The following is a 13,029-nucleotide window of genomic DNA, read 5'->3' as shown; positions in this document are numbered from 1 at the left end:
GGGCGGGATGCCTAGAAAACGCAAACCGCGTCAGCGCGACGCCTCGAGCGCCTGGATGACAGCTTTTGCAGCGCTGATCCCGGACTGCGGGTTTTGACCGGTGATGAGGTTTCCGTCTCGTTCGACGTGATCGGCCCACATCGGCTGAGCCACAAACTGCGCGCCTAGCTCGCGCAACTTCGTCTCCAACATAAAGGGAACTTTGTCGTCGAGCTTGACGGCCCGCTCCTCCTCGTCCGTGAAGGCCGTGACTCGTTTGCCCTTGACGAGCGGCTCGCCGTTCGAAAGCCGCACGTTGACCAATCCAGCCGGACCGTGGCATACGGCTGCGACGACTTTGCCGGACTCGGCGAACGCGCGTATGAGCGCCTGCAGTTCGGCGCTGTTTGGAAAATCGAACATGGTGCCGTGACCGCCGGGCAGGAAGATGGCGTCGTAATCCGAAGCCGACACCTGCGAAAGAGGAACGGTCTGCTTCAGAACCTCGACGGCCTCGGGCCATTGATGGAGTTCGCCGTTTTGGACGCTGCGCTCGTCGATGGGCGCTTGCCCTCCGCGCGGGCTCGCCACGGTGATGTCGTAACCAACCTTCTTAAACTCGGTGTACGGTTCGGCGAACTCGGACAACCAAAGACCGGTCGGATGTCCGTCGGTCATCTGATCCGCGCTCGTGACGACCATGAGGACCTTCTTGGCCATCTCGCTCACCCTTCCGTTTTTATAGTCGATTACATCTTAGAAGTTTTTCTTTCTGAGTGCAAATCGCGCTGACCGTCTCAGGGTGACCGAACGGAGAGCGGCTGATGCGAGTGATGCCCAGCCGCTCTCTCCTGGACGCATGCACCGTTGCACCACCTCGTCGAAAGGCAACGCAACCATCCGCCAGACCTCAGCGCCGTTGGCGGGCGGATGGTGCCACCACCGACATGCCGAAGCCCCGCCCATCGGGCGGGGCAGGGGCCCTGACGAGTAGCGTATCGGCGCGTGGGCCGTCAATCTTTCGCGAACGATCTCTGCACCTTTTTTCCATCATAGGTGAAGGTCACATCTCGCCCTTCGACGACGGTCTGCAGGTGTACCGGCCGCCCCCACAGGCGGTAGAAGTAGGGCAGGGTTTTTTCAAGATGGCGAAGGTCCAGCTCCATGCCCTCGTACGCGTGTCGAATGAGCAATTCCCCGTTGCGCCGGTAGTCCCCGTCCTCGACGTACAGGACTGGGATTCCGCCATTGATCCGCGAGGCGACGAGCGCGTCTCGCACCTTTTCCCAGTCTTTCTCCACGACGCGCCAGTCGTTGCCGACCTTCTGATAGACGTACAGGTCCAGTTTCTCGATCAGGTCTTTGGTCAGATAGTTGCGCAAGAAGGAGACGTCCGTCTCGACTTCGCGAACCTCGAACATCTTCTCCCGGCCTTCCCCAGGGCGCCTGCCGTAGCGCTCCTGTTCTTCCTTCGTCGGCTCGTTCCACCGCCGCTCGATGTCTTCCCAAATGGCGAGACCCACGTGATACGGATTGATGCTGGTCCGCGAGGGCAGAACGACGCCCGAGTGCATCTTGGCGAACTCGACCGCCTCTTCGTCCGACAGATCCATCTCGCGCATGATGCGCAAGTGCCAGTAAGTCGCCCACCCTTCGTTCATGATTTTCGTCTCGAGCTGAGGCCAGAAGTAGAGCATCTCCTCACGCAGCATCGAGAGAATGTCCCGTTCCCACTCTTCCAACGCATCGCTGTTTTCAATGATGAACAGCATGACGTCTTTGTTCAGGATGCGCGTCGGGATGAACTCTTCCGCTGGTTGGGGCAGCGGGCCGTCGAGTTCAAACAGATCGTCGTACGGCCCTGGTTCCCGCACCTTGCGCGTCGACTGCGGGCGTTGCCCGAGGCGCTGGCGGTACATGCGCTCCTTGGAGGCCCGCCGGGCATTGCGCCCTTCTTCCGAAGGATCGACATGTTCGGCGATGGCGAGGCCGGCGTCCAGCAACTCCTCGACGTGCCGCCGGCCGTGTTCGAGTTCATAGTGATAGATGCGCTCGGCGCTCGATGCCATACGTTCAACCATATCGCGGGACGTATGGCGGAACGCCGCGTTGTTCTTGAAGAAATCGCAGTGACCGAGCACGTGAGCGCACACGGTCTTGTTTTGCAACAAGGTGTTCCCGTCCAACAAAAAGGCATAGCATGGATTGGAATTGATGACAAGCTCATAGATTCGGCTCAAGCCGAGATCGTAATCCAGCTTCATCCTGTGGAACGTCTTTCCAAACGACCAGTGGTGGAACCGGGTCGGCATTCCGTACGCCCCAAACGTGTACAGCACGTCGGCCGGGCAGACTTCGAATCGCATGGGATAGAAATCGAGCCCGAACGCCCGAGCGAGATCCATCATTCGCTCAATGGAGCGCTCGAGCTCCGCCAGTTCCTGCTGGGTCATGCGCTCTTCACCCCTTGCTGCTGCGAAAAGAAGTGGCGAAGGGCACCGTAGATCTCCGACTTATCCCGAATCACGTAGGTCCGGAAGCGCGGAATTTGCAGCTTCCCATACGCACTCATCAGGGTCGAGGAACGAGAGTACTGGTTGACCTCCGCATACCCGAACATGCGGGACACGCTCGACAGATCCTTCACCAGTTGAACACACTTTTCATTATCCGACGTGAGATTGTCGCCGTCCGAGAAATGAATCGGATAGATGTTGTACCGCTCGGGCGGGTACTCGCGATTCACCATGTCCAGGGCGTATTGATACGCGGACGAACAGATGGTGCCTCCGCTCTCGCCCTTGGTAAAGAAGTACTCCTCGTCGACCTCGTGCGCCTCGGTGTGGTGCGCGATGTACCGGATCTGCACGTTCGCATATTTGGTGCGCAAAAATCGCGTCATCCAAAAGAAGAAGGTCCGCGCACAGTACTTTTCAAATAGGCCCATCGATCCCGACAGGTCCATCATGGCGAGGATGACCGCATTCGAATCGGGTTTGACAATGGTCTCCCAAGTCTTGTACCGCAGGTCGTCGGGCGTGATGACCACGCGATCGTCCTTCTTGGCGTGGCGCAGGGCCTGAAGCAGCGTCCGCTTTTTGTCGATATTCGCGGTGATGCCCTTCTTGCGCACGTCGCGAAACTCCACGGTGTCGACGACCATATCCGCTTCGTCCTTTTCCGCGAGGTCGGGAAGTTCAAGTTCGCGGAACAACTCCTGCTGGACATCCTCCAGCGTGACTTCCGCCTCGGCGTAGTCGACGCCCGGCTCCGAACCGGCTCCCTCGCCCTGACCCGGACCGGGTTGCCCATCGGCGTCCGGCGGGCCGCGGGCGACGTGGTCGCCCACGGCGGTGTCGCCGGAGCCGCTGCCGACGTGCTTTCCTTTCTGAAAGTTGTACCGAATGCGATACTCCTCGAGGGACCGGATGGGAATCTTGATAATCTGCTTCCCGTCCGACATGATCAGGCTCTCATCGCTGACGAGATCGGCGAGATGTTCGCGAATCGCCTCGCGCACCTTTTCACGATGGCGCTCTTGATCGATGTGCCCTTTGCGGTGGAGTGACCAGTCTTCGCGTTGCAGTGTGAAGTCGACCATGGTCTCCCCCTCCTGTCAGCGGTTGAGCAGGCTTCCGGTGTAGCGCAGGAGCTCATTGGCACACACGGGGCAATACCCGTGCTCGTCGATCAGTCGCCGCGTCACCTCATTGATCTTTTTCAGCTGCTGCTCATCCGGCGTCTTGGTGGACGTGGTGATCTTCACGACGTCCTTCAAATCGGCGAACAGCTTCTTCTCAATGGCCTCGCGCAGACGCTCATGCGAGTGATAGTCAAACTTTTTGCCGCGGCGCGCGTAGGTCGAAATCCGGATGAGGATCTCCTCGCGAAAGGCCCGCTTGGCATTTTCGGAGATGCCGATTTGTTCTTCGATGGATCGCATCAACTTTTCGTCCGGATCCATCTCCTCCCCGGTCAACGGATCCTTGATCTTTTGCCAATTGCAGTACGCCTCGACGTTGTCCAGGTAGTTGTCGAGCAGGGTCTTCGCCGACTCTTCGAAAGAGTAGACGAACGCCTTCTGCACCTCGGTCTTGGCCATTTCGTCGTACTCGCGCCGCGCCATGGCCACGAAGTTCAACAGGCGCTCGCGGTCTTCCGGCGTGATCGACGGGTGTTGGTCCAGCCCGTCCTTGATGGCGCGCAGCACGTCGAGCGCGTTGATGCACTGCGTGTCGCGGCGGATGAGCGCAGTCGAGATCCGGTTGATGATGTAGCGCGGATCGAGGCCGCTCATGCCTTCGTCGGGGAACTCGGCTTTGAGCTCCTTGACGTCGGAATCTTTGAGACCCTCGACGGCCTGGCCGTTGTACAGATACAGCTTCTTCATCAGGTCGACGCCCTGCTTCTTCGACTCCTTGAGGCGCGTGAGAATCGAGAAGATGGCCGCCGTGCGCAGCGCGTGCGGCGCGATGTGGACGTTTTTGAGATCGCTCTGCTGTACCAGTTTCTCGTATATTTTGACTTCATCGTCGACGCGCAGGTTGTACGGAATCGGCATGACAATCATGCGCGACTGGAGCGCCTCGTTCTTCTTGTTGGCGATGAACGACCGGTACTCGGCCTCGTTCGTGTGGGCGATGATCATCTCGTCGGCGGAGATGAGCGCAAACCTGCCCGCTTTGAAGTTCCCCTCCTGCGTCAGGCTGAGGAGATGCCAGAGAAATTTTTCATCGCACTTCAGCATCTCCTGGAATTCCATCAGGCCGCGGTTCGCCTTGTTCAGTTCCCCGTCGAACCGATACGCCCGCGGATCGGACTCGGAACCGTATTCGGTGATGGTGGAAAAATCGACGCTGCCCGTGAGATCGGCGATGTCCTGCGATTTCGGATCGGACGGGCTGAACGTGCCAATGCCGACCCGCCGCTCTTCCGAAAACACAATCCGCTCCACGGGCACGTCTTCGATCCGTCCCCCAAACTCCTCATCCACCCGCAGTCGGCAACTCGGGCAGAGATTGCCTTCGATCTTCACGCCGAACTCCGCCTCAAACTCCGGCCGGAGCTCGTTGGGGATGAGGTGAAGCGGCTCTTCGTGCATGGGACATCCCGCAATCGCGTACAGCGCGCCTTCCGATGTGCGGGAGTACTGTTCGAGCCCTCGCTTGAGCAGCGTCACGATGGTGGACTTGCCGCCCGATACGGGGCCCATGAGGAGCAGGATCCGTTTCCGGACGTCCAATCTCCGCGCCGCCGCGTGAAAATACTCCTCCACGAGCCGCTCGATGGTGTCCGAGAGTCCAAAAATCTCCTTTTCAAAGAACTTGTAATGCGGTTTCCCGTCGGCATCCGTCTCCACGCCAGCGGCGACAATCATATCGTAAATGCGAGCGTGAGCCGTTCTCGCGATGTTGGGATTCTGACGCACGAGTTCCAAATAGTCTGCGAATGTGCCTCGCCAGCGAAGTGCTTCCTCCTCCGCGCGATACGAGCTCAGGCGTTCCATGAAACCCATGATCCCATCCTCCTTGCGATACGGATGCACGCCTTCTCGTCTAAAGCGGTGAGTGACAGGAGGCTTTTTCTCATCCTATGAGCGAGGAGCTTTTCCACATACCCGCACCGCTCGGTTTGGGCGCATCCGACGGTCAATTCCGCACTCGCCCAAGGGCATGAGAAAAGCCGGCGGGTTCACCACCGGCTTGGCTTCTGCGATCCGCCCTGATGGGAGCGTTCCACATCACATCGAAAGGCTCGTCATGTCAGACCAAAGCTCGCGTTCGGCGCTGTCGGGATCGTCCTCGACACGAGGGGCCTCGTCGAAGATGAGCGTGGAGCGGCGCTTGGGATCGTACGTGGGCCACTCGGGAAGGTTCGGAGCTTGCGGACTGCCGCTGCGGACAAACGCCACCCAGGCGGCGTGCATCGCATCGGACACGTCTGCGTGCGTCGGACGCTCGCCGATCAGCGCGCGCGCGGACGGGTGCGCGTAGGTGCCAAACACGAAAGGAATTTCGAGCGCGTGAGCAGCCCCGAGGCGGCTCGGCCTGTAGTCAAATCGATACAAGTACACGGGCGCGTACTCGCTCTGGATTTCCGCCGCGCGGATGGTGGGATACGTGAAGGTGCGCATCGAGGCAAACCGGACAAGCCACGTCAACAACTCGTCCCCTGTCCGGCCGTCCACGTAATAGTCCCGCGCGCGATCCGTCAACGGCCCCCACATCCGATCCACCCGTGCAATGCGTTCCTCGTCCGAAAGCGCCCGCCATTCTGATTCGCGAGCCACCCACAGCATCAACTCTTCCCGATTCGACCCTGCGAGCGTGGGCACGTGGGCCGCGTGCCCGTCGCGCAGCGCGTCCCAGAACGACTGGGTGAGGGTCACGCCGTCCAGCACCGGGCGCAGGTTCAGACCGTCGCGCGCAGGTATGCGGGCCGCGGCCGAGACGAGATCGGCTGCAGGCACATCGAACAGTCGCCGCCAAGAGGATGGGCTCAAACCAAGCGCATCGAGCAGTTGCGCGGTAAACCATTCCGCCGATTCCGGCGTGCGATACTGAAACGGAATGCCGCTCTGCAAAATGGCCTGCTGGAATAGACCGCGCGCGGCTTCTGTCACCAGAAGCGTGCCGACGCTCCATGCGCCTGCCGACTCCCCCGCCACGGTCACCCGATTCGGATCTCCGCCGAACGCCTCGATGGTATCCCGCACAAAGGTGAGTGCGGCAATCTGATCGAGGATTCCGGCGTTCCCGGAACTTGCGTACGCCTCGCCGCCCAGGTGCGCAAGATGCAAAAAACCGAGCGGCCCCAACCGATAGTTGAGCGTCACCAGCACCACGCCGTCCCGCGCGAACGCGCGCCCGTCGTACCAGGGAGACTGGCCGGATCCGAACACATATGCTCCGCCGTGAATCCAGACCATGACCGGGTGACCCGTTCCCTCGGCCGGCGCGTACACGCAAAGGCGCAGGCAGTCTTCCGACTGCGCGAATCCATCGACGGGATTGAGCGGATTCGCGACCTGAGGGCAGATGGGCCCATACGCGCGGGCATCCAGTACGCCCGTCCACGGCTCGACCGGCTCCGGCGGAAGAAAGCGCCGCTCGCCCTGCGGCGCCCGGGCGTACGGGATCCCCAAAAACGTGCGGACCCCCTCTTCCTCGCGTCCCAACACCTTGCCGTACCTCGTCTCGACGATCACGTCCATGCGCTTCGCCCCCTACCCCGTTGTTCTGACACTTCCACCGTAGCGCAGTTGGAGGGGAAGGCCAAGAGACGGATCGGCTTGTTCTGTGGTCACGGTCGGACAATTTCCACAAGGGCGTCGACGAGATGGCGCTGCCACACGCCCCAGATGTGATTGCCAGGCCCGGTGTGATACGACACCTCCGCGCCGCGATCGATCAGGATATCCCGCATGGCCTCGTTATAGCTCCAAAAGTCGAAGACGCCGCTCGGCGTGTTTGCCTGCCGCTCGTCCTCGCCGATGAACATGTAGGCGTAGAGACGTGATAGATCGATGGCATCCGCCACGCGCCGCTGATAAGGCGGGAAGAACGCGCCGGAAAACAACATGACCCGATGGAACCACTGAGGGTACTCGAGCACGAAGCTGAGCGTCGCCACCGCGCCGAGGGAAATGCCGGCCATATAGCGGCGGCCATCGTCCATGGGATAGCGCTCGTCGAGAAACGGGATGCATTCGTCCGCGACGAACTGCAGATACTCGCGGTGGCGCGCGCCGTCAAAGGCGTAGTCGTCCCGCCGCCGATCCAGATTGACGGCGATCCCGACGATGTAACAGGGAGCGAGCCGGCCGGCCAGGATGGCCTCGTGCGCTTGCGTGGCGACGCGCCCATGGGTAAAAAACTCAATTCCATCATGACAATACACAACCGGAAGCGGACGCGTTCCAGCTCCAGGTGGCACGAACACCTTGAGCACACGTTCTTCGCCGAGCGCGCGACTGCGGAGGGTATGCGTCTCCACTTTCCTCGTGGACGCTTGCAAGGAAAACCACCTCCAACATACGATGGACGAGATCGCCACAGGCATCGCCTTGAAAGCGCTACAACCTTCTGTTCTAATACGGACAAAAGGTTATTCTATAACAGAACTTCACTCGAACTGCACCGTGGCTTTCGCAGTACATGTCTTGGTGTATTATAATGTGAAGCGACCTGTATTACTAACGTGAAGATGAGGTGACCATGTTGAGCCAGGTGGTTGCTCGTTTTGAGATCCCGTATGTCCAGGTCCTGGACGAGAACGGGAACGTCGTGAACCCTGACCTGGTCCCCGGTCTATCGGATGACGACCTGCGCGAGCTGATGAAGCGCATGGTGTTCACCCGCATCTGGGATCAACGCGCCATTCGCCTTTCCCGCCAGGGGCGCTTGGGATTTTATGCGCCGGTTTCGGGACAGGAAGCGTCCATGATTGGCAGCGAATTTGCCACCAAGAAAGAAGACTTCCTGCTTCCGGGCTATCGGGACATCCCGCAGCTCTACTTCCACGGGTATCCGCTTCACCAGCTGTTCCTGTACTCCCGCGGCCATCAGCTCGGCGGCAAGGTACCCGAAGGGGTCCATTGTATGGTGCCGCAGATCATCATCGGCGCGCAAATCGTCCAGGCCGCCGGTGTTGGCCTCGCGTTCAAGCTCCGCGGCGAAAAGCGCGTGGCAGTGACGTACACGGGCGACGGCGGCACGAGCCAGGGCGACTTCTACGAAGGCATGAACTTCGCCGGCGCCATGAATCTGCCGGTCGTGTTCTTTGTCCAGAACAACCAGTACGCCATTTCCGTGCCTCGCGAGCTTCAGACCCGCGCGCAGACTTTGGCCCAGAAGGCCATCGCGGCCGGTATCCCGGGCGTTCAGGTGGACGGCATGGACGTGCTGGCCGTGTACCACGTGATGCATGAGGCCGTCGAACGCGCCCGCAACGGCGAGGGGCCGACCATGATTGAGGCGGTCACGTTCCGGTATGGTCCTCACACCATGTCCGGTGACGATCCGACCCGTTATCGCACGAAGGACGTGCAGGAAGAGTGGGAGAAAAAGGACCCGCTCATCCGCTTCCGCAAATTCCTTGAGGAAAAGGGACTTTGGTCGGAAGCAGAGGAACAGGCCGACATCGAAGAGGCGAAGGAGATCGTCAACAACGCGCTCAAAGAGGCGGACGCGGCCGAGAAGATGACCATCCCCGGCCTCATCGACACCATGTTCGAGGAACTCACCCCGACGCTCAAGCGTCAACGCGCGGAATTTGCTGGCGAGGAGGCGAACTGACATGGCGCAAATGACGATGATTCAGGCGATCACGCACGCCCTCGATCTCGAGTTGGCGCGCGACGAGCGCGTGCTCGTCTTCGGCGAGGACGTCGGCAAAAACGGAGGCGTGTTCCGCGCAACCGAAGGTCTGCAGCAGAAATACGGGCCCAACCGCGTGTTCGACACGCCGCTCGCCGAAAGTGGCATCATCGGCCTGGCGAACGGCCTTGCCATTCAAGGATTTCGCCCCGTGCCGGAGATTCAATTTTTCGGCTTTGTGTTCGAGGCGTTCGACCAGATCGCGGGCCAGCTGGCGCGCACGAGGTACCGCACGGGTGGCCGCTACACGGCGCCGGTGACCATTCGCTCTCCGTTCGGCGGTGGCGTGCACACGCCTGAAATGCACGCCGATTCGCTCGAGGGCTTGTTCGTGCAGACGCCCGGCATCAAGGTCGTGATCCCCAGCACGCCATACGACGCCAAGGGACTCTTGTTGTCGGCCATTCGCGATCCCGACCCGGTCATCTTCCTGGAACACATGAAGCTGTATCGCTCGTTCCGCCAGGAGGTTCCCGAAGACGACTACACCATCCCGCTCGGCGTCGCAAACGTGGTTCGGGAAGGCAAGCATGTCACCGTGATCGCGTACGGAGCCATGGTGCACGTGGCGCTCAAGGCGGCGGAACAGTGGTCGAAGGAGAAGGGTCTCGAGGCCGAGGTCATCGATCTGCGCACGGTGAACCCCATCGATATCGACACCATCGTGGCCTCCATCAAGAAGACGAATCGCGCCATCGTCGTCCAGGAGGCTCAGCGCTCGGCAGGCGCTGCGGCCGAGATTATCGCGCAGATCAACGAAAACGCGATTTATTACCTTGAAGCGCCGGTTTTGCGGGCGACCCCGCCCGATACGGTCTATCCGTTTGGTATGATCGAGGACGAGTGGCTGCCGACGCCGGAGTACGTCCTCGCGACGCTGGATAAGGTCATGAGCCTATAACCCTGGAGGTGACACCATGGCGGTCGTTGAATTTCGCCTGCCTGAGCTGGGCGAAGGCCTGCACGAAGGCCGCATCAGCAAGTGGCTCGTCAAACCGGGCGACACTGTCCAAGAAGATGATCCGATTGCCGAAGTTGAGAATGACAAGTCGCTCGTCGAGCTCCCCTCGCCGGTAAGCGGCAAGGTGAAAGAGATCAAGGTGTCTGAAGGCACCACCTGCGTGGTCGGAGACGTACTCCTGACGTTTGAGGTGGAGGGCGACGCCCCCGCCGCGGCGCCGGACGAAAAGCCGACCGACAAAAGCGCGCAAAAGGCGGAAACGGACGCGCACGAAAACGCAAAGGCGGATGCGCCGCGCGAGGCCAAGGAGACGTCCGCGGCCCAGGCGGACGCAAAGGAATCTGCGGCGCACGAAGTGCTTGCGACGCCAGCCGTTCGCAAATACGCGCGCGAACAGGGCGTGGATATTCGCACCGTCAAAGGCACCGGCAACCACGGCAAGGTGACCAAGGAAGATATTGATCGCGCCAAGGCGGGTGGCATAGCGACCCAGGAGCCCGCGGAAGAAAAGGCGGCTCCTTCGGCACCGGCACAGGCGCCGGCGGCCTACGGCGAGGAGTACGAGGAACGCGTCCCCATGCCGATGATCCGGCAGGCCATCGCCCGCGCCATGGTGAAGTCGAAGTACACCGCGCCGCACGTGACGCTCATGGACGAAGTGGACGTGACGGAGCTCGTCAAATTGCGCAACGAGGTCAAGCCCATCGCGCAGGAGCGCGGCATCAAGATCACCTACCTGCCGTTCATCGTCAAGGCGCTCATCGCGGCGCTTCGCACCAAGCCGCAGCTGAACGCGTCGTACGACGAGGAAAAGCAGGAACTCGTCATCAAGCACTACTATCACATCGGCATTGCAACCGACACCGAACGCGGACTGCTCGTGCCTGTCGTGCGCCACGCGGACCGGAAGAACATTTGGACCATCGCCCAGGAGATCAACGACCTGGCGACGCGCGGACGCGCCGGCAAACTCAAACCCGAGGAGATGAAGGGCAGCACCATCTCCATCACCAACATCGGATCGGCGGGTGGCTTGTTCTTCACCCCCATTATCAATTACCCTGAAGTTGCGATTTTGGGCGTCGGCCGCATCACAGAAAAGCCAATCATCAAGAACGGCGAATTCGCGGTGGGCCAGATGATGTCCCTGTCGCTCAGCTTCGACCATCGCGTGATCGACGGCGCGCTCGGTCAACAGTTCATCAATGACATCAAGCGCTTGCTTGAAAATCCGCGCTTGTTGCTCCTGGAGGTGTGACGGATGGTAGTCGGAGATATTGTGGAGGAAGTTGAAGTCTTAGTCATTGGCGCGGGCCCCGGCGGCTATGTGGCCGCCATTCGCGCGGCTCAACTCGGCAAGTCGGTCACCATCGTGGACAAGGCCGAACTGGGCGGCGTGTGTTTGAACCGCGGCTGCATCCCGTCGAAGGCGCTGATCTCGGCCGCCCACCACTACGAGGCGGCCAAGGAGTCGCCTTTCCCCGGCATCCAGACGACGGCAACGTTCGACTTCAAAAAGGTCCAGGAATGGAAGCAGTCGGTCGTCGATAAGATGACCGGCGGCGTGCAGCAGCTCCTCAAGGGGAACAAGGTCAACGTCATCCATGGAGAGGCCTTCTTCACGAAGCCGAACGAAGTGCGCGTGATGCAGGAGAATGGCAGCCAGCGCCTGCAGTTCCAGCATTGCATCCTGGCGACAGGTTCGCGGCCCATTGAATTGAAGAACCTGCCGCTCGGCAAGCGCGTGATCGACTCGACCGGCGCGCTCTCGCTCGATCACGTCCCGAATCGGCTCGTGGTCGTGGGCGGCGGCTACATCGGCATCGAGCTCGGCCAGACGTTTGCGAAGTTTGGCAGCCAGGTGACCATCATCGAGGGCCTGGACAGCATCCTCGCCTTGTTCGACAAGCAGATGGTGCGCCTCGTCGAGAAGAACTTGAAGAAGTACAACGTGCAAATCGAGACCAACGCGCTCGCCCAGGGCGTGGAGGAGACCGAAGACAGCGTCAAGCTGACGTACAAAGACAAGGATGGCAACGAGAAGACCATCGAGGCCGATTACGTGCTTGTCACGGTGGGCCGCCGCCCGAACACAGACGAGATCGGCCTGCAGGACGCGGGCATTGAGCTGACGGACAAGGGCCTCGTCAAGGTCGACCAGCAGTGCCGCACCACCAACCCGAACGTCTTCGCCATCGGCGACATCGTGCCTGGCCCGGCGCTCGCCCACAAGGCGTCGTACGAAGGCAAGGTGGCGGCGGAGGTGATCGCCGGCAAGCCGTCGATCGTCGACTACCGCTGCATCCCGTCGGTCGTGTTCTCGGATCCGGAGATGGCGTCGGTCGGCCTGACCGAGGAAGAGGCGAAGAAGGAATACGGCCAGATCGCCGTCGGCCGATTCCCATACGCCGCCAACGGACGCGCAACGGCCCTCAACGCCACCGATGGCTTTATCAAACTGATTGCGAACAAGGAAAACGGCGTGCTCGTCGGCGCCCAGGTCGTCGGCGTCGAGGCTTCCAACATCATCGCAGAGCTTGGGCTCGCCATCGAAATGAGCGCCACGCTCGAGGACATCGCGCTCACCATCCATGCCCACCCCACGCTCGGCGAAATGGTCATGGAAGCCGCCGAAGTGGGCCTCGGCGAACCCATTCACATCATCAAAGGCTAAGACGCGCGAAAAGCCGCCCAGTCACCTGGGCGGCTTTT

At 60.8% G+C, this 13,029-nt stretch carries 10 protein-coding genes; 4 read left to right on the top strand and 6 right to left on the bottom strand.

Annotated elements, in window-relative coordinates; genetic code table 11:
• Positions 1-30: 30 nt before the first annotated feature.
• The 6 genes from J3481_RS05110 to J3481_RS05085 form a co-directional block, all read right to left on the bottom strand.
• Positions 31-699 (bottom strand): type 1 glutamine amidotransferase domain-containing protein, encoded by a 669-nt coding sequence (locus tag J3481_RS05110; RefSeq protein ID WP_206830193.1) that lies wholly within the window; start codon positions 697-699, stop codon positions 31-33.
• A gap of 293 nt (positions 700-992) precedes the next feature.
• A complete protein-coding gene (locus J3481_RS05105; RefSeq protein ID WP_206830192.1) occupies positions 993-2,432 on the bottom strand; it encodes a SpoVR family protein in 1,440 nt (479 codons plus the stop codon).
• The gene (gene yhbH / locus J3481_RS05100; RefSeq protein ID WP_206882435.1) at positions 2,429-3,580 is read right to left on the bottom strand and encodes a sporulation protein YhbH; all 1,152 of its coding nucleotides are present in this window, start codon (positions 3,578-3,580) and stop codon (positions 2,429-2,431) included. The genes J3481_RS05105 and yhbH overlap by 4 nt, the downstream gene beginning before the upstream one ends.
• A gap of 15 nt (positions 3,581-3,595) precedes the next feature.
• Positions 3,596-5,494, bottom strand: coding sequence for a PrkA family serine protein kinase (locus J3481_RS05095; RefSeq protein WP_206830190.1), 1,899 nt, complete (start codon positions 5,492-5,494; stop codon positions 3,596-3,598).
• Positions 5,495-5,719: 225 nt separating this feature from the next.
• Positions 5,720-7,192, bottom strand: a complete 1,473-nt coding sequence (locus J3481_RS05090) for a carboxylesterase/lipase family protein (protein WP_206830189.1) — start codon at positions 7,190-7,192, stop codon at positions 5,720-5,722.
• A gap of 89 nt (positions 7,193-7,281) precedes the next feature.
• Positions 7,282-7,995, bottom strand: coding sequence for an alpha/beta hydrolase (locus J3481_RS05085; protein WP_206830188.1), 714 nt, complete (start codon positions 7,993-7,995; stop codon positions 7,282-7,284).
• 200 nt (positions 7,996-8,195) lie between these two features.
• On the opposite strand from J3481_RS05085, the gene pdhA reads away from it, so the two are divergent.
• The 4 genes from pdhA to lpdA are packed head-to-tail and all read left to right on the top strand — an operon-like array spanning position 8,196 to position 12,991.
• Positions 8,196-9,275 carry a pyruvate dehydrogenase (acetyl-transferring) E1 component subunit alpha gene (pdhA, locus tag J3481_RS05080; RefSeq protein WP_206830187.1) on the top strand — a complete coding sequence of 360 codons (1,080 nt, stop codon included), beginning with the start codon at positions 8,196-8,198 and terminating at the stop codon, positions 9,273-9,275.
• Between the two features lies 1 nt (position 9,276).
• On the top strand, positions 9,277-10,257 hold the full coding sequence (locus J3481_RS05075; protein ID WP_206830186.1) for an alpha-ketoacid dehydrogenase subunit beta: 981 nt from the start codon (positions 9,277-9,279) through the stop codon (positions 10,255-10,257).
• 16 nt (positions 10,258-10,273) lie between these two features.
• Positions 10,274-11,575, top strand: coding sequence for a dihydrolipoamide acetyltransferase family protein (locus J3481_RS05070; protein ID WP_206830185.1), 1,302 nt, complete (start codon positions 10,274-10,276; stop codon positions 11,573-11,575).
• A gap of 3 nt (positions 11,576-11,578) precedes the next feature.
• The gene (lpdA, locus tag J3481_RS05065) at positions 11,579-12,991 is read left to right on the top strand and encodes a dihydrolipoyl dehydrogenase (RefSeq protein ID WP_206830184.1); all 1,413 of its coding nucleotides are present in this window, start codon (positions 11,579-11,581) and stop codon (positions 12,989-12,991) included.
• The last annotated feature ends 38 nt before the right edge of the window (positions 12,992-13,029 follow it).

The sequence above is a fragment of the Alicyclobacillus fructus genome (assembly GCF_017329605.1).
GTDB classification, from domain to species: Bacteria; Bacillota; Bacilli; order Alicyclobacillales; family Alicyclobacillaceae; genus Alicyclobacillus; species Alicyclobacillus fructus.
Note: the sequence above shows the minus strand (reverse complement) of the source record. Positions and strands in the feature narration are given on the sequence as shown.